The 16,168-nt window shown below is 41.9% G+C and carries 17 protein-coding genes and 1 tRNA gene; 10 read left to right on the top strand and 8 right to left on the bottom strand.

The annotated features are described in order from the left end of the window. Positions 1-14: 14 nt before the first annotated feature. Positions 15-575, top strand: coding sequence for a biotin transporter BioY (locus AC2VE5_RS00975; protein ID WP_486886060.1), 561 nt, complete (start codon positions 15-17; stop codon positions 573-575). Between the two features lie 91 nt (positions 576-666). Next, a complete protein-coding gene (lspA, locus tag AC2VE5_RS00970) occupies positions 667-1,143 on the top strand; it encodes a signal peptidase II (RefSeq protein WP_486886059.1) in 477 nt (158 codons plus the stop codon). A gap of 103 nt (positions 1,144-1,246) precedes the next feature. Here the strand turns inward: lspA and AC2VE5_RS00965 are convergent, their stop codons facing one another. Then, the gene (locus tag AC2VE5_RS00965; protein ID WP_486885918.1) at positions 1,247-1,786 is read right to left on the bottom strand and encodes a hypothetical protein; all 540 of its coding nucleotides are present in this window, start codon (positions 1,784-1,786) and stop codon (positions 1,247-1,249) included. A 229-nt stretch (positions 1,787-2,015) separates the two neighbouring features. Here AC2VE5_RS00965 and AC2VE5_RS00960 point away from each other — a divergent pair, with 229 nt between their 5' ends. After that, the gene (locus AC2VE5_RS00960; RefSeq protein WP_486885917.1) at positions 2,016-4,280 is read left to right on the top strand and encodes a transglycosylase domain-containing protein; all 2,265 of its coding nucleotides are present in this window, start codon (positions 2,016-2,018) and stop codon (positions 4,278-4,280) included. Between the two features lie 135 nt (positions 4,281-4,415). Here the strand turns inward: AC2VE5_RS00960 and AC2VE5_RS00955 are convergent, their stop codons facing one another. After that, positions 4,416-5,369, bottom strand: a complete 954-nt coding sequence (locus AC2VE5_RS00955; protein WP_486885916.1) for a DUF4335 domain-containing protein — start codon at positions 5,367-5,369, stop codon at positions 4,416-4,418. Continuing rightward, positions 5,366-5,977, bottom strand: a complete 612-nt coding sequence (locus AC2VE5_RS00950) for a DUF3038 domain-containing protein (protein WP_486885915.1) — start codon at positions 5,975-5,977, stop codon at positions 5,366-5,368. Before AC2VE5_RS00950 ends, AC2VE5_RS00955 begins: the two co-directional genes overlap by 4 nt. A 357-nt stretch (positions 5,978-6,334) precedes the next feature. Between AC2VE5_RS00950 and AC2VE5_RS00945 the strand changes: the two genes are divergently transcribed. The 4 genes from AC2VE5_RS00945 (at position 6,335) to AC2VE5_RS00930 (ending at position 8,832) form a co-directional block, all read left to right on the top strand. Beyond that, positions 6,335-6,853: an adenine phosphoribosyltransferase gene (locus tag AC2VE5_RS00945; RefSeq protein ID WP_486885914.1), complete on the top strand. Its 519-nt coding sequence runs from the start codon at positions 6,335-6,337 to the stop codon at positions 6,851-6,853. A 22-nt stretch (positions 6,854-6,875) separates the two neighbouring features. Further along, positions 6,876-7,922 carry an ABC transporter permease gene (locus AC2VE5_RS00940; RefSeq protein WP_486885913.1) on the top strand — a complete coding sequence of 349 codons (1,047 nt, stop codon included), beginning with the start codon at positions 6,876-6,878 and terminating at the stop codon, positions 7,920-7,922. 39 nt (positions 7,923-7,961) lie between these two features. After that, positions 7,962-8,258 carry a hypothetical protein gene (locus AC2VE5_RS00935; protein WP_486885912.1) on the top strand — a complete coding sequence of 99 codons (297 nt, stop codon included), beginning with the start codon at positions 7,962-7,964 and terminating at the stop codon, positions 8,256-8,258. Between the two features lie 196 nt (positions 8,259-8,454). Further along, positions 8,455-8,832 (top strand): low temperature-induced protein, encoded by a 378-nt coding sequence (locus AC2VE5_RS00930; protein WP_486885911.1) that lies wholly within the window; start codon positions 8,455-8,457, stop codon positions 8,830-8,832. Between the two features lie 86 nt (positions 8,833-8,918). On the opposite strand, the gene AC2VE5_RS00925 is transcribed toward AC2VE5_RS00930, so the two are convergent. Then, a tRNA-Gly gene (locus AC2VE5_RS00925) sits at positions 8,919-8,989 on the bottom strand. Between the two features lie 144 nt (positions 8,990-9,133). Here AC2VE5_RS00925 and AC2VE5_RS00920 point away from each other — a divergent pair. Together AC2VE5_RS00920 and AC2VE5_RS00915 are read left to right on the top strand one after the other, a co-directional pair. After that, complete coding sequence (locus AC2VE5_RS00920; RefSeq protein ID WP_486885910.1) at positions 9,134-9,751, top strand: GNAT family N-acetyltransferase; 618 nt, start codon at positions 9,134-9,136, stop codon at positions 9,749-9,751. A gap of 424 nt (positions 9,752-10,175) precedes the next feature. Beyond that, positions 10,176-10,742 carry a hypothetical protein gene (locus tag AC2VE5_RS00915; RefSeq protein WP_486885909.1) on the top strand — a complete coding sequence of 189 codons (567 nt, stop codon included), beginning with the start codon at positions 10,176-10,178 and terminating at the stop codon, positions 10,740-10,742. Between the two features lie 11 nt (positions 10,743-10,753). Here AC2VE5_RS00915 and AC2VE5_RS00910 read toward each other — a convergent pair whose 3' ends face one another. From AC2VE5_RS00910 to gor, 3 genes are read right to left on the bottom strand one after another with little or no spacing between them, the layout of a single operon-like run. Continuing rightward, complete coding sequence (locus AC2VE5_RS00910) at positions 10,754-11,887, bottom strand: histidinol-phosphate transaminase (protein WP_486885908.1); 1,134 nt, start codon at positions 11,885-11,887, stop codon at positions 10,754-10,756. 12 nt (positions 11,888-11,899) lie between these two features. Further along, positions 11,900-12,532: a YqiA/YcfP family alpha/beta fold hydrolase gene (locus AC2VE5_RS00905; RefSeq protein WP_486885907.1), complete on the bottom strand. Its 633-nt coding sequence runs from the start codon at positions 12,530-12,532 to the stop codon at positions 11,900-11,902. A 3-nt stretch (positions 12,533-12,535) separates the two neighbouring features. Then, positions 12,536-13,912: a glutathione-disulfide reductase gene (gene gor, locus AC2VE5_RS00900; protein WP_486885906.1), complete on the bottom strand. Its 1,377-nt coding sequence runs from the start codon at positions 13,910-13,912 to the stop codon at positions 12,536-12,538. Positions 13,913-14,033: 121 nt separating this feature from the next. Between gor and AC2VE5_RS00895 the strand changes: the two genes are divergently transcribed. After that, complete coding sequence (locus tag AC2VE5_RS00895; RefSeq protein WP_486885905.1) at positions 14,034-15,278, top strand: class I SAM-dependent methyltransferase; 1,245 nt, start codon at positions 14,034-14,036, stop codon at positions 15,276-15,278. Between the two features lie 15 nt (positions 15,279-15,293). Here AC2VE5_RS00895 and AC2VE5_RS00890 read toward each other — a convergent pair whose 3' ends face one another. Further along, positions 15,294-16,028 (bottom strand): FAD-dependent oxidoreductase, encoded by a 735-nt coding sequence (locus AC2VE5_RS00890; protein WP_486885904.1) that lies wholly within the window; start codon positions 16,026-16,028, stop codon positions 15,294-15,296. Between the last annotated feature and the right edge of the window lie 140 nt (positions 16,029-16,168).

The raw sequence follows: 16,168 nt of genomic DNA, 5'->3' as shown, positions 1-16,168 counted from the left end.
CTCCCAATCAAATAATGTGGGCTTTTATCGGCTTACTCCTAACTATTGGCGGTACTTTTCTAGATGCCTACGTTACCAGTTCGCCCCTGAACTGGACTGATAGCGGTGTGCAAACTTTATCATTGGGCATCAGCTATCAAATTGGTGCAGTCTTGCTAGTAGGTTGTTTGGGTGGTAAAAATGCTGGGGCAATCTCCCAAATTGCTTATTTACTGCTTGGTTTAACTTGGCTGCCTGTATTTTCTCAAGGCGGTGGTGTTGACTATCTCAAACAACCTTACTTTGGTTACATACTAGGGTTTATTCCTGGTGCGTGGGCTTGTGGTTTTCTAGCATTCAAAACTCAACCAAAATTAGAATCCCTTGCTTTTAGTTGCTTATTTGGCTTATTGGCAGTTCATATCACAGGATTAGGCTATTTAATTTTTAGTCATACTCTTAACTGGGTAAATTCTCAGTTACCTTTATTACAGTTAGCTCTCAAATATTCTTTATATCCTTTACCAGGACAGCTAGTAATAGTTTGTGCAGTTACAGTTTTAGCCTATGGGTTAAGACACTTAATGTTTTACTAAAAAAAGCTTGCTACCTATAGTTATCCTTGGTTTTACTTGTAACGGTTCCAATCTAAAACTTAAACTTTTTATGCGGTTTTCACAAACTATTATGCGTTTTAAAAATAGTATTTTTTGGATTGCGGCTACTATTAGTTTTTGCTTAGACCAAGCTACTAAGTATTGGATAGTCCAAAATTTTAATTTATTGGAAACACAGCCTATAATACCTGGAGTATTTCATTTTACCTATGTTAGAAACACTGGCGCAGCTTTTAGTCTTTTGACGGGCAAAGCCGATATACTGCGCTGGTTGTCTTTACTTGTAAGCTTAGGTTTAATGGCATTTGCCTTATTTGGTGGCAAGCTAAAAAAGCTCGAACAGATAAGCTACGGCTTGCTTTTAGGTGGAGCAATGGGAAATGGTATTGATAGATTTATTTTTGGTAGCGTTGTAGATTTTATAGATTTTCGCTTAATTAGGTTTGCTGTATTTAATTTAGCGGATGTGTCTATTAATCTGGGAATTGTTTGTTGGCTGATTGATAGTTTTTATAAGCCAAAATCTGATCGCAATTCTCGTCTTTAACTTATTAAGTATCAAGCTTTAAAAAATATAGTGCCTAGATAGATCTTATCTATCTAGGCAGTAAAGCGTAAACTAAAGTTCAAAAAATTGTCACTTTAGTTTACTAGGGAGTAGTAGGTGGTGGACTTCCTTCGGGAGTTGTGCCATTACCAGCACCGCCAGGAACACCAGGAGATGTTGTATCTGTTGGTGGAATTCCAGAGTCTGCTGGTGGCATTGATGGATTCTCTATAGTATTACCAGCACCGCCAGGAACACCAGGAGATGTTGTATCTGTTGGTGGAATTCCAGAGTCTGCTGGTGGCATTGATGGATTCTCTATAGTATTACCAGCACCACCAGGGACACCAGGAGATGTTGTATCTGTCGGTGGAGTGTCGTTAGTCCCAGGGGCTGTGGGGTTTGGAGACGGAACAGTTGTGGGAGTACCAGTTGTTCCCATCGGTGGCGTTGGAGTCGAGCTAGTCGTACCACCGGGACAACGGGAATTGAGCGGAAAACGCTCGCACAGAATTTTAAAGCCTTCTGGGGAAAGATAAATTTCTGGAGTTTTAGTCTCAGTACTGGTTTGGGCTGAAGCAACGCTACCAGTTACTGCCAATGCAAATGTTGTGCAAATGATGGTTAAATATTTTGCCTTCACACCAATTAACCTCAATTAAGCTTTCCGAACATTAGAACAAAGGATAGACTCACAAAAATCTACCTTGATGTATATGTCTAATTTGAGCTAATGTGCTTATAAAAATCTTAAATCGGTGAAATTTAGACCACAAACTGGTTGTACAGCTTAGAAGTAAAATGGATTTAAAGCGAAATTTTATATACTTAATTTTTGAATTGTAAAATCTATAACTAAGTAATTGCAAATTATGAGTCCTCCCCAGCCTCCTGTAAAACCGCAAACATTTGTAGGGCAAGTAACCCAAGCAGTACAAACAATTCAAGCAAAAGTGAATTTTCAAGCACTAGCGCTCAATCCCAAAGCTAGAGTACCCAAACTATGGATACAGGAGGCAGGATCTGATAAAGCAGAAGTTTATCCACTACTAGGCGATCGCTATTTACTCGGTCGCAGTTCCAAGTCTTGCGATATAGTTGTCCGCAATCCAGTGGTTAGTCAGGTGCATCTATCTTTGTCGCGGGATGCCAAAAATCGGACTTCGCCTTTTGTAATTAAAGATGAAAATTCTACTAATGGCATCTACCAAGGGAAACACCGGGTCGAAAAGTTAGCATTGCGTCACGGCGATGTATTTACCCTTGGACCCCCAGAACTTGCTGCCTCTGTAAAAGTGCAGTATGTTGATGAGCCACCTTTGTACGTTAAAGCTGCAACTTGGGGCGCTTATGGGGTAAGTGGTGTAACGGCGCTGATCGCGTTAGCTGTGGGTTTGGAATCGACAAAGTTTTCTGTCACGCCTTTGCCTACCCCAACCCAAGGACCTGTAGTTATTTATGCTCGTGACGGCGTAACGCCGTTGCGCCCGCCCCGAACTACAGCCCACGTAGATATGAAGCGCCTATCAGACTTTTCACCTTACTTACCTAGGGCGGTAGTAGCATCAGAAGACAGCCGCTTTTACTGGCACGTGGGAGTCGATCCAATTGGCATATTGCGGGCAATACTAATCAACTTGCAGGGCAAAGGCTTTCAACAAGGAGCTAGTACTGTTACTCAGCAAGTTGCTCGCAGTTTGTTTCGAGACTACGTAGGGGCAGAGGATTCCTTGGGGCGCAAGCTGAAAGAGGCGGTAGTCGCCCTAAAGCTAGAGACGTTTTACAGTAAAGATTTTCTGCTACTAACTTACTTAAATCGAATTTATGTAGGCTCAGATACTTACGGCTTTGAGGATGCTTCGCGTTACTACTTCGATCGCGCTGCCAAAGATTTAACATTGGCGCAATCGGCAACTTTGGTAGGAATTTTACCTGCGCCTAACGCTTTTGATTTGTGTGGCGATAGTGATGGCTTAAAAGCAGTTGGCTACCGCAATCGGGTGATAGCAAGAATGCTAGAGCAAGGCTTTATCAGTCAAGATGAAGCAAATAGAGCTAGGCGATCGCCCATTGAGGTTAGCCGCAAAGTCTGCGAACAGCAAGCAAATACCATTGCTCCCTATTTTTATGCGTCGGTATTTCAAGAACTGCAACGTTTATTAGGCAAAGACTTAGCAAACGAAGGCAATTTTATTATCGAAACGCAGTTAGACCCCAAAATGCAAGCACAAGCAGAATCAGCTTTGGGTAATACAGTGAGTAATGCTGGCGGTAGCTATGGCTTTTCCCAAGGAGCGGTGGTGACTCTCGATGCCAGCACTGGGGGAGTAAGGGCGCTAGTTGGTGGTACAAGTTACCGTGGAAGTCAGTTCAATCGTGCTATTCAAGCAAAGCGTCAACCAGGTTCAACCTTTAAGCTATTTACTTATACCTCAGCCATTGAGCAAGGAATTTCCCCAGGCAAAGTTTATTCTTGTGCGCCACTCAGTTGGAGGGGACAAGGATATCGCGGTTGCGAACGCTCTAGCGGTAGCGTAGACATGGCAACGGGACTTGCACTATCGGAAAATGCGATCGCGTTGCGGGTAGCTCAAGATGTGGGGCTAGACAAAGTAGTCAACATGGCGACGCGACTAGGTGTTACTTCACCCCTCAATCCCGTACCAGGTTTAGTATTGGGGCAAAGTGAAGTCAACGTGTTGGAAATGACTGGAGCTTTTGCCGCGATTTCTAATCATGGCAAATGGAATCGCGCTCATTTAATTAGCCGGATTCTCGACAGCAGCGATTGCACAAATCGTGAGGACTTGAAAACTTGCCGGGTTATTTATGATTTTGACCAAACTGCTAATGCTGACGTGCAGGTGCTGTCACCCCAAGTAGCAGATACGATGACAGGGATGTTACGAGGAGTAGTTGAGCGCGGTACAGGTAGAAGCGCAGCTATTGGTTTTGGAGAAGCGGGTAAAACGGGTACTACGAATAACAACGTAGATTTGTGGTTTATTGGGTTTATTCCTAGTCAGCAAATTGTCACTGGCGTTTGGCTTGGAAATGACAATAATTCGCCAACCTCTGGTAGTAGCGCTCAAGCTGCTCGGTTATGGAGTAGTTATATGCGAAATGTTGTACCGTAGAAGGGGATTTTTTGCAAAAATCCAAATTAATGACTCGTTCCACCGATAATTTTAGACTCAAGCCCAAGGGGGGAAAGCGATCGCCAAAGCAATAAATTAGCGATCCTGTCCAAAAGTGACATCCCAAGCGATTTGCTATTTGTTTGCAGTCCAGTTAGTAATCTGCAACTTTTTATCTTTAGCAAATACTACCTTGTACTGAGCTACAGGCTGAGGAGTAGGGCTTGGGGTAGGGCTGCTAGGAGTTAGCAAGGTTCGTAAGGGGGTTTGTTCAATTTGGTCGCTAGAGGCGGCATCAATCCCCTTATAACCAACGATCGCGCCTTGAGGCGATACAACAACTTGATAGCTTAAGTCTTGAGTGAGATTCCGCGTTTTCCAGGCTGAGTCTAGCTGTTTAAAAAGCTGCTGATTTAAAGTTGATAACTGCCCTGGATCGGTAATTTCTGGAGCTTGAGCCGTGTTCGATTGACTGCTAGACTGCGATGCAGGCTTGGGTGGTTGCACTTCGGGGATAGGAACTAAGAAAAACGCGATCGCAGCTAAGGCTAAACTCGATACTCCCAAAGCGGCGGGGACAGCTTGTTTTGCTACATCTTGGCGGGAAGTAACGTAGCGCTTAGAAATTGGACTTATTTTTAGCGATAAATCGGGCAAAGTGCGACTATCTGCCAATAATTGATCTACCGCTTCTACTAAATCGAACAACTGTACTGTTGTTAAATCGATCTTAACTGGCTCAAGGGCAGATTCAGATTGAGGGGTAGAACGGACAATCAATTGATGCCGATGATTGGCTAATTTGTGCAACTGTACCAATTCTGGCTCTTGGTTTTGAGTTCTACGATAGGGAACTTTACTCAAAAATTCTTGGGTATAACCGCTTGCTGACTTGACCAAACTTTCTAAAAAATCTCGTCCGCCACTTAATGGAGGTTGCTGAGAATTAGGAAAATGACATTCAACATTAACTAACATTGATAGGACTGGTCTGCCGTCGGTAGATGAAACTGTTGTTGCTATTGCATCCAAACCCTCTACCAGTAATACGCAGCTTGGCAAGCTGTACTTGCGTTGAATGGTCGTCATTCTACTTCCCCATCAAACAAACTAATCCAAAACCGTTGCATTCCCGATGTTCCCGTACAAAACAGCAATTGTTCTAACAAACTTACAGCTAGTTCGTCCGACTTCTCTTTGCTGTAATAAGCGATCGCTCCCGAACGTCGAGGATTCATGCGACTTTTGAAATGAACTTGAAAACGCTCTAAATAATTTGCCAGCCGTAAATTTTGTTCTAAAGGAATCTGCTTGTCGCTCATTTGCTGATAGGCGATCAATAACTGACGAATTACTACCGTTAACCGCCGCGCTAGATAGCAAGCAACGATCGCCAAAGATTTTGCTTCAACCAAGCTCAAAGGGCGACGAGTATGCGCTCTCCTTAGAGGGTTGGTACTGCGCATCCGCCATAAGTTTACGCGATTTTTGATAATATCTGTTAGTTCTAATTCACGCGCTAATCCCAAAATGGCTTCGGAGCCTCCAAGCTCCAAAGCTTCAATTGCTAGTAAAATTAAGTCAAGTTGTAATCTAGTTCTTTGCGGACACGCTCTTTCTTCGACAGATGGATTAGGTAAACTGTCTAAAATTAATGGCAGTGATTCAACGGGTGTATCTAATGGCTGGACGCTCACAAAAGCATTTTTCCTTACAAACTGGGCGGGTGCATAGGCTATTTGCCAACAAATATATTTAAGCCAAATTTTTAGTTATTATTGCCAACTTTGGCGAGATAATGAACTAATTTTACGCAGTTGACTAAACTATGGTAGTTTCTGGTTCCTACTTCCGGTTTTTCAATCGGAAAATTTAGCTTGCATGAGAGATGACAAAAGGTCGCCTATCTTGCTATCGACGGGAGAATTATCGGGAACAAAGCAATAATCATCAATAAAAATGCGATTATCAAAACAATCTAACTATGATAGTGTACGATTTTTTCGATACTCTCTATTTTTAGAGATAGCAATTTTTATAATGCCAACAGCCTTATGGATTTGAAGTTACTTGTTCGCGATATTCCTGATTTTCCCAAGCCCGGAATTATGTTCCGAGATATTACTACGTTACTTAGCAATCCTGTTGGATTGCGCCATACCATCGACAGTTTAGCGGAAAAAACCGCAACTCTTGGGTTAAATGCTGACTATATTATCGGGATGGAGTCGCGGGGCTTTATTATTGGTGCGCCGTTAGCTTATAAGTTGGCAGTAGGATTTATCCCTGTCCGTAAACCTGGTAAATTGCCTGGCGCTGTGCATTCAGTTGAGTACGATCTGGAGTACGGTACTGATTGCTTAGAGGTACATCAAGATGCTTTAAAGCCTGGAAGTAAAGTATTAATTATTGACGACTTGATTGCGACAGGAGGAACAGCAAGCGCTACAGCACAGTTGGTGCAAAAAATCGGCTGCGAATTGGTTGGGTTTGGCTTTATTATCGAGTTGAAAGATTTGGGCGGACGCGATCGCTTACCATCGGTTCCTATTGTGTCGTTGATAGAATACTAGCTAAAAAGCGTTGAATATAAATATGACTTCTAGTAAGGTTTCTTTGACGACGGCGGGAGATTGGCTAACGAGGTTTTTTACAGGCGAAACTTTTGTTTACATAATTAAACGAGTATTGCAGGCACTATTGACCTTATTGCTGGCATCAGCGCTGTCGTTTTTTATTATCCAGTTAGCGCCAGGGGATTATTTAAGTACATTAAAAACAAACCCCAAGATTTCCCCAGAGCGAATTGAGGAACTGCGCGTACAATTTGGCTTAGGTTTACCGTGGATAGAGCAATACAAGCGCTGGCTATGGCAAGTAGTTACTAAAGGTAACTTCGGACAGAGTTTTGTCTATCAGCGCTCGGTAGCATCTCTATTGTGGGAACGCATACCGCCGACACTCTTACTTGCAATTTCATCACTAATTCTAACTTGGGCGATCGCTATTCCTTTGGGTATTGTTGCTGCCGTTAAACAAAATCGTCCTATAGACCGCATTCTTCAGGTTATTAGCTACACTGGGCAAGGCTTTCCCAGTTTTATCACGGCTTTGTTGCTATTAATTTTGGCACAAAATATTTCCCCCTTATTTCCAGTGGGAGATATGACAAGCATAAATCATGACGATTTGTCACCAGTTGGTAAGTTTTTGGATATTGCTTGGCACATGATTCTCCCCACGATTGCTTTAAGCGTTACTAGTTTTGCTGGGTTGCAGCGTATTACTCGCGGTGAATTGTTGGATGTATTGCGTCAAGATTATATTCAAACAGCAAGAGCTAAAGGACTACCCGAAAACAGAGTGATCTACGTTCATGCGCTGCGCAATGCGGTTAATCCTTTGATTACGCTGTTGGGTTTTGAGCTAGCGAGTTTGCTAAGCGGGGCATTTATTGCTGAATTTTTCTTTAATTGGCCTGGTTTAGGGCGATTAATTTTACAAGCGGTAACGGCTCAAGATCTTTATGTGGTCATGGCAAGCTTGGTTATGGGTGCTGTCATGCTAATTGTTGGTAACTTACTTGCAGATTTGCTGCTCAAATTTGTCGATCCGAGAATTCGCTTAGACAATATAAATTAATAATTTTCCAACTAAAAGCTATTTAATTTTTGGTATTATATGTTTTCGCAAGTTTATTATCTGCTGCGCTCTAGAGCGGATGGCAGTTATCTTGTTGCCCGCTTAGATAATGAAGAAAGAAAGCCTAAAACTTTTAATTATTTATTAATATTTAATGAGAGCTTTGATGCTTTGAGTTACCTGAATACTCATGGCAACGATATCCGCGCCAGCTTTGCTGTAGAATCCATCCCTGGTAGTCAATTAGGAAATTTGCTTCAGAGATGGAGTTTCAAAGGTGTAGGAATTGTTCAAGACCCGATATTACCAAAAATCGATTTTTTAGCCAGAAATTGAATGTTTTTGGCGTATATGCGTCAAAAATGAGATGTATTATATCTGTCTTGATGTAGATGTAGTAAAAGCGACAGTTTGAGTTAATAGACAATATAAATAATTGTTCTAGTTTTGCTGGGTTTCACCAAGATAACAATAAATTAGTTAGTGGCTCAATAAAAGTTTGAATAATTTCTATCACCAGGAGAAAGTTGGTATGCGTATCCGCTTCAATATGTCCGCACTACGTCCAGTTCGTTTTTTGGTAGCTGCCTGTATTTGCGCCTTGCTATTGCTCTCGAATGCTTTTCCTGTTTCAGCCGATCCTGTAAATCCTACAAGCGGTAAGTCTTCTCTTAAGCAAGGCGAAGCAAACCTTCAAAGTATTGAGAAAGAAGCCCAAAAAGCAGTTTTGAAAGATCCTTACTCTCAAGAAGAAACTACAAATAAAGCCAATCAAGGTTTGAACGAAATTCAAGGTGCTGCTGATATAGACCAAATGAGTCGTCCTGAAAACTCTCAAGATGCTATTTCTATAGAAGATAAATCAAAGAATTTTCTAGAAGCGATTACAGGTAAGAAAGACAAAAATTAAGCTCTAGCAAAAAATTCAGCAGTCGTCTGTAAATAGGGGAGTACTTTTTTCCCTACTGCCATTATGGTAGTGGGGTAATTTTTTTAAGCGGGCGGCGAGAATCGAACTCGCATCATTAGCTTGGAAGGCTAAGGTTTTACCACTAAACTACGCCCGCAATCGTTGCAGAATTACTATAGTAACATACTTTAGTCAATTATGCGCTAGTTAGATAAAAATTTTTGCCTCTGTCTAGGTCTTACGGTTGCCTGGGCGAAAAATCGTTTAGGATATTGACGAGATCTACTATTTTTTGAGAACATTGTCTTCTTCAATCGAGCGTCAGCCAACAGAAGATCGTCAATCTGAGTCCTACTTGCAAATTCGGGCTGCTCAACTTGAAGATGCAAGCGTCATAGCAGAAATTCTTGCCGATAGTTTTCACTCTAAAGAAGGAATGCTAGGCTGGGCTTATCCGTTGCTACGTTTAGGAATTTACGAAGATGTGCGCAGTCGCCTGCGCGCTGGTGCTGCTCATCATGCTTGCTTAGTAGCAGCTAGTGGGATAGCTAAAAAAGTAGATCCAGCTGGAAAAATTTGCAGGATAGAGGAAGTTTTGACTGGCACTTTAGAAATATCCGTACGTCCAAGTAGCGTACCTTGGGGTAGTAACTATTTACGTTATCCTTATTTATCAAATTTAGCTGTGCGCCCAAGCGATCGCCGTCAGGGAATTGCAGGACAACTATTGCTAAATTGCGAGCTAGTTGTTCTAGGATGGGGCTTTCATGATATTTATCTGCACGTGTTAGAAAATAATTATCAAGCCCGGCAGCTATATTTCAAGCTAGGTTATCGATTGCATCAAATTGATAGTAGTTGGAGCAACCGCATTCTAGGACGACCACAACAAATATTGTTACACAAGCATCTGCCTTAACGAAGGTTAATTTTCAATGTCAGACTCACTAAATCTGCTTAAAGTTAGGGTGCATATTATTCTATTTGAGCTAACTTTAATTTTCGTTTATGATAGTAAGTAAACAAATCTTTTTTTATTTGCTTAGTGGCATTTAGTAATCAATGTTACAAACTGATTTTTTAAAATAAAGCAGCTTTTTTTCTGCTTGTTATTGTTAGGCTTATGTTAACTACTTTACAAAAAATTTACACTTCTTTTAACTAATCTTTACTAAGACTTCAAACTCTCGCAAATTAGTTTGACTAAATGCAATAAGATAGATATAACTCGCGTTCAAAGACTAATCTTTTTTATTAACTAGATAGTCTAAAGTGGTAAAGGAAAATTAAAAATTTGATTTTCTTTGTGGCTGTTCGTCATGCCTAAACTTACAGGAAACCAGATGGATAGCGAAACTAATCAGCGCTATCAAGTGGCGATAGCACTAGCTGATTTAGCTGCCAAAAGTATTTGTATCGCTAGTTCTTTTGGCGCTAGTGAGATGATAAATTCTAGTGAAGAAAAAAATGCTTCAGAAATAGTAAAAAGGCTTCATAGCGGACAGGTGCTAGTGGTCAACAGTCGTCGTCGCAACGGCTTGATTCTCTACAAAGATTTTCATGCTGAGTTTGCAGGTCCAGGAGCCGCCGTAGGCAGCATTTACGATCTTGATTGTAGATTAGCTGTGCCAGTAGGAAATCTCTCTTTGTTATCTCCTGATTCTCATGAGGAGAGGCAAAAAGCCTATCTAATCAGGCGGCAGTGGATTCGCTTGATGAAGCAGATTACTGAGAAGCCAGCTTCACAGCAACGAGTGCAAAAGATTTTGGAACAGTTCGAGCAATATTTTGATTTGGAAACAGTGGCGCAATTGCCTGATGAAGCATTTGCTTTATTAGTTGGCGTATTGCCACAAACGGTGAGTGCAGTACGCCGTTCTTATAGTAGTTTTAATGGGCAAAAAAAGTAAATCTAGTAGCTCTAGATAAGATTGGACAAGGCGGCTTGAATACGGTCTAAAGTACGCTGGTTTTCGTCTGGGCTGCCTACCGTAATTCTCAATCCATTGCCAAGATTACGCACTAGAGTACCACTAGCCTTCAATTGTTCGCTAACTAAATTTAATAGTTCTTTTGGTTGTGGGGCGTTTGTTTTAATCTGGACATAAATAAAGTTAGCGTCACTTTCCCAAACTTGTAAGCTTGGTTGTTGAGCTAAACCATAAGTCAATTTAACTCGTTCCGTTAGTAATTGGGGAATTACATTTAGCAACAGTTGCCTTTGTTGGAGGGCAATTAGAGCGGCGGCTAAGGAGAAAGTAGGCAGATTGTAAGGTAGGCGGATTTTTTCAAGAGCAGAAATCGCCTCTGGGTGTCCAACAGCATAACCAACGCGATGGGCGGCTAATCTAAACGCTTTAGAAAATGTCCTTAATATTAGCCAGTTAGAACGTTGTGCTAGTTGGCTAACCAAAGTATTTTGGCTAAATTCAAAGCAAGCCTCATCAATTACTACTAAAATATGCTCTGGCAAACTTTGCAGCCAAGTTATTTCGTTAGCGGTTAAAGCGTTTCCGGTAGGAGAATTGGGATGCACCATAAAAACTACTCTAACTGGTGGATTATTAGTTTGAGTAATAGCCTCTTGAGCAGCAGCTAAATCGATTTCAAAATTCTTTGGCGATCGCTCTACGCTAATCACAGGAATGCCCAAAGTTTGAGCAAAAATTGCATATACTCCAAACGTTGGATTGGCAACTAAAACTGAGCCTTGATTTCCTACGCAGGTTGCTATGAGTATAGAGCGAATAATTTCATCGGAGCCATTGCCAACAGAGATATTAGCACCAGTAATATTAGTATGAGGCGATTCGCTGACGTATTCAGCGATTTTTGCCTTTAATTCTTCATGTCCGGCATCAGGATAGCGGTTGCTCTCGATTACTTCTTGATACATCCAAGCGAGTTTTTGCTTAAGTTCGCTAGGTAGATTGTAAGGAGATTCGTTTGTATCTAGGCGATCGCTCGTCGATTCTATCGGTTGACTTGTATTGCTACCAGGATGAGGCTTGTAGGCGCGAATTTTGTCTAAATCAGAGCGAATAAAAGGAAGCATAAGTATTAATTTTTAGGGAACTTGAATAAAATTTTGAATTTGCTGCCATTGACTCATGACATCAGCTAAAGCATGATCGCTATTTAGTTCGATTAGCTGTACCCAAGGGCGAGACGCAGCATAATTACGGCTGGCGGCGATGGGTATAACCTCATCGTGAAGACCATGCAAAATTAAGGTAGGAACTGGGCGTACTAACTGATTATCTTTGTAATTGGCAGCGTCAATGGCAAAATTGTAACTTAAAGGTAGAGGTCGCTTTTCGGCATAGTGATACACCATTAAATATTTTTCGTCTTGCCATTGTTTTAGCTGTACCTCCCCCAATTGCAGCAGCCAGTGTGATAAAAATTCAAAGGCTGGCGCAAGTAAAACCAACCTCTGAACTTGCGGCGATTTTTCTGCTATCCACGCTGCCGTTAAACCACCTAAACTTGAACCAATTAAGGTTACAGGGGCAGGAGGCGGAGGAAATTGTGCTTTTACTTGTGATATTTGGCGGGTGATTGTCAACTGCGAAAAATCCCCCTGATTTAAGTCTGGGGCTTTCAAGTCAACGGCTAATTCTGCAAAGGCTTGGCGAAAATACCTTGCTTTGGCAGAATTAGGACTAGAAGCAAAGCCATGGAGGTAGATATAATCCAATTTTTAGCGCAGGGTAACAAATTCTTCAGCAGTGGAGGGATGAATCCCGACAGTAGCATCAAAGTCTTTTTTGGTAGCACCCATATTAACAGCGATCGCAATTCCTTGAATTACCTCGGCAGAATTTTCACCCACCATATGAGCGCCTAAAATTTTGTCAGTTTTACTATCTACAACTAGCTTCACTAGAGTTTTTTCATCTTGTCCGGTAAGGCTGTGAAATAGCGGTCGAAAACGAGCGCGGTAGCAGGTGATATCATCGCCAAACTTTGCTTGAGCATCATCTTCGCTCATGCCGACAGTAGCGGCTTCAGGATTGGAAAATACCGCCGATGGTACGTTGTCATGACTAAGAGAGCGTTTGTTATGACCAAATTCTGTATCCGCAAAGGCTCTACCTTCGCCAATAGCTACAGGAGTGAGATTGATTCTATCGGTGCAATCGCCCACAGCAAAGATATTTGGCTGGGAAGTTTGGCTAAATTCGTTGACAGCGATCGCACTGCGGGTACTGTAGCCTATGCTCTCCGAGGGGGTAGAAATAACAGTAACTCCAGCATTTTCTAAACCTAGCCCATCTACATAAGGATCGCGCCCGGTTGCAGCGAGGAAAACATCAGCAGTTATTGATTCTTCTTGCGCGCCAGATAAAGTTAGTTTTAAGCCTGCGTCAACTTTTTCTATTTGTTTAACTACGGTATTCGTTAAAAACTTGATGCCGTGATGAGTCATGCCATTTTGAATTTCGTGGCGGATATCTTTATCAAATCCACGCAAAATTAAATCTTTGCGAATAATTTGTGTAACTTCCGAGCCTAATCCGCGCATAATTGAGGCAAATTCTACCCCAATATAGCCAGCGCCAATAATGGCAATATGCTTTGGCTGCTCTTTGAGGTGAAACATCTCATTAGACGTAATTGCAAGCTCTATACCTGGCAAGTCAGGCTTTACCGGACGACCACCAACCGCAATTAAAATTTTATCTGTTGTAACTTTACGCCCATCAACTTCTACAGTGTGAGGATCGATAATGGTAGCACGGCAGGGGATAAGTTCAACCCCTGCTCGTTCTAAAAAGCCAATATGCAAGTGAGACAAGCGATTTACTTCACGATCGATAACGCCCACAAAATGCTGCCAATCTAATTTGACTTCGCCTACTTGCCAACCATAACCCGCCGCATCATCAAATAGTTGGAGAAAGTGAGAACCATAAACCATCAGTTTTTTGGGAATGCAGCCGCGAATCACGCAAGTACCGCCCACCAAATCTTGCTCGGCGATCGCTACTTTTGCCCCGTAACTGGCGGCTCGTTTAGAGGCAGCAAGCCCCCCAGAACCTGCACCAATTACAAACAGATCGTAATCAAACGTCATGACTTATTGCGTCCTTTATGCTGCACTTACGTTCAATCTAACATTCGGCATTCCTTGCTGTTGTAGGATAAAGGGCAATTGCGGCATCAATTTTAATTAAAAATTAGCGAAGGAATGATTTATGGAGAATCTACCTAGTGGGGAGCGCTATCTCTATCAGCTTTTCAGCTTGATTGAAGTGGGATACTTGAAAGTAATCAATCCTCAAGGTCAAGAGTTTGGCTTTGGAGATAAAAATTCATCAGAACCACTATGTCTAATTATTCATAACCAAAGTACCTACGATCGCGTGCTAACTTTTGGAGCGATGGGATTTTGCGAGGCTTATATGGAAGGCTGGTGGGATGAAGAAAGAAGCCGCCTCAGCGAATTAATTGGACTATTTCATACTAATGGCGTGTATACCAAAGCGCGGAGCCTTGTAACGCCTGCACTGCTTGCGAGAGTTCTTACCCAACGGTTACGAACCATGCCTGTTTTGATTCAAAATAGCCGCAAAAACGTCCAGCATCACTACGACTTAGGTAACGATTTTTATCAGCATTTTCTCGATCCAACGCTGACTTATTCCTGCGGTTATCGCCTGAACGAAACCGATACTTTAGAGCAAATGCAGCTTCAAAAGTACGAATTGATTTGTCGCAAACTTGACGTGCAACCTGGAGAATCGCTGATTGATATTGGTTGTGGTTGGGGAGGAATGCTAATCTATGCGGCAGAGCATTATGGAGTAACCGGGACGGGAATTACACTGAGTTTGGAACAGGCAAAGTTAGCTATAGAGAGAATAGAGCAAAAAGGACTTAGTGATCGCATCCAAATCATTGTTAAAGACTACCGGGAAATTCAAGGGCAATACGATAAGTTTGTCAGTATTGGGATGTTTGAACACGTTGGTAAAGGTAATTTTGCCACCTTTATGAAAGCAGCATCAGACTTCTTAAAACCGCATGGAATCGGTCTACTGCATACCGTTGGTACAAATAGCACAGAAAGAAATGGCGCTTGGGTTGATAAATACATTTTTCCGGGGGCGTATGTACCGCAACTCCATGAAATAGCGCGAGAATTGATGGCAGCAAAACTGTCTGTAGCCCATTGTGAAAGTTTGAAGCCTCATTATGCTGAAACTCTCAGGCAATGGAGAAATAATTTTGCTAGTAATAGAAGCAAAATTGCTTCGCTTTCTCCAATCTATGACGAGCGGTTTTTGCGGATGTGGGATCTTTATTTGCAATCGTTTGAAGCGGGATTTAGATATGGAGGAATGCAGGTTTACCAATGCTTGTTTTATAAAGGTAAGCAATGGAGACTAGATACGCCTTTAACGTTTTCCTCTAATGTGGCTGTAACAGCAAAAAGCTAACAATTATCTGCTGCCTTAATCTTCTAGTAGCAAAAATTCCTCTCCAGTAGTAGGATGAATGCCAATAGTGGCATCAAGGTCTTGTTTAGTTATGCCTTTTCTAATTGCTACAGCTAGAGATTGAATAATATCGGCAGCATTTTCGCCCACCATATGCGCCCCTAAAATGCGACTTTTGCTGTCGGTGACTATTTTCATCATTACTTTGTCGTTCCGCGCTGTCATGCTCTCAAATAGCGGTTCAAACTCCGTGCGATGAATTTGAATAGCATCGCCAAATTTTTCTCGCGCTTTGGTTTCGCTCATGCCTACGGTAGCAGCTTCAGGACGAGAGAAGATAGCAGACGTAACATAGTCATAATCTAGCTTGGTTGGGACTTCGCCAAAAATTGTATTAGCAACGGCTTTACCTTCGGATCTCGCCACCGGAGTTAGAGGGACGCGGCTAGTACAATCGCCGACAGCAAAAATATTTGCTTGAGTAGTGCGGCTATATTCATCTACTACTACTGCTCGTTTATCGCTAATTTCCACGCCAGCATTTTCTAAACACAGGTTTTTTGTATTTGGGCTTCTCCCGGTAGCAAAAAGGACTGTATCTACAGTGATTGGAGAATTGTTTTCGCCGGATAATAACAACTGCAATCCTTGGGATGTTTTTTTAATTTCTTTAGCTGTAGTTTTAGCTAAAAACTTGATTCCGCGCTCAATCAATCCAGTTTGAATGCTAGGGCGTATCTGCAAACTCAAAAGGGACATTAGATATAGTGGGAAGAAAGTGAGAATATGAAGATTCTAATATCTGAAAACTAACGGGAGTAACTTTCTATGCCGCTACATCGTGGTGACCTAAATGATGCTCAATGGCAGAAACTTCATCCCTTGCTGCC

This window comes from Aliterella sp. E5.1 (assembly GCF_057473825.1).
Note: the sequence above shows the minus strand (reverse complement) of the source record. Positions and strands in the feature narration are given on the sequence as shown.

What these genes read in the sequence shown, in the direction of transcription:
- AC2VE5_RS00945 (WP_486885914.1), top strand. Translation starts at nt 6,335, where the DNA reads ATGGATTTGAAGTTACTTGTTCGCGATATTCCTGATTTTCCCAAGCCC.
- AC2VE5_RS00975 (WP_486886060.1), top strand. Translation starts at nt 15, where the DNA reads ATGTGGGCTTTTATCGGCTTACTCCTAACTATTGGCGGTACTTTTCTA.
- AC2VE5_RS00915 (WP_486885909.1), top strand. Translation starts at nt 10,176, where the DNA reads ATGGATAGCGAAACTAATCAGCGCTATCAAGTGGCGATAGCACTAGCT.
- AC2VE5_RS00930 (WP_486885911.1), top strand. Translation starts at nt 8,455, where the DNA reads ATGCGTATCCGCTTCAATATGTCCGCACTACGTCCAGTTCGTTTTTTG.
- AC2VE5_RS00955 (WP_486885916.1), bottom strand. Translation starts at nt 5,369, where the DNA reads ATGACGACCATTCAACGCAAGTACAGCTTGCCAAGCTGCGTATTACTG.
- AC2VE5_RS00895 (WP_486885905.1), top strand. Translation starts at nt 14,034, where the DNA reads ATGGAGAATCTACCTAGTGGGGAGCGCTATCTCTATCAGCTTTTCAGC.
- AC2VE5_RS00960 (WP_486885917.1), top strand. Translation starts at nt 2,016, where the DNA reads ATGAGTCCTCCCCAGCCTCCTGTAAAACCGCAAACATTTGTAGGGCAA.
- lspA (WP_486886059.1), top strand. Translation starts at nt 667, where the DNA reads ATGCGTTTTAAAAATAGTATTTTTTGGATTGCGGCTACTATTAGTTTT.
- AC2VE5_RS00940 (WP_486885913.1), top strand. Translation starts at nt 6,876, where the DNA reads ATGACTTCTAGTAAGGTTTCTTTGACGACGGCGGGAGATTGGCTAACG.
- gor (WP_486885906.1), bottom strand. Translation starts at nt 13,912, where the DNA reads ATGACGTTTGATTACGATCTGTTTGTAATTGGTGCAGGTTCTGGGGGG.
- AC2VE5_RS00935 (WP_486885912.1), top strand. Translation starts at nt 7,962, where the DNA reads ATGTTTTCGCAAGTTTATTATCTGCTGCGCTCTAGAGCGGATGGCAGT.
- AC2VE5_RS00910 (WP_486885908.1), bottom strand. Translation starts at nt 11,887, where the DNA reads ATGCTTCCTTTTATTCGCTCTGATTTAGACAAAATTCGCGCCTACAAG.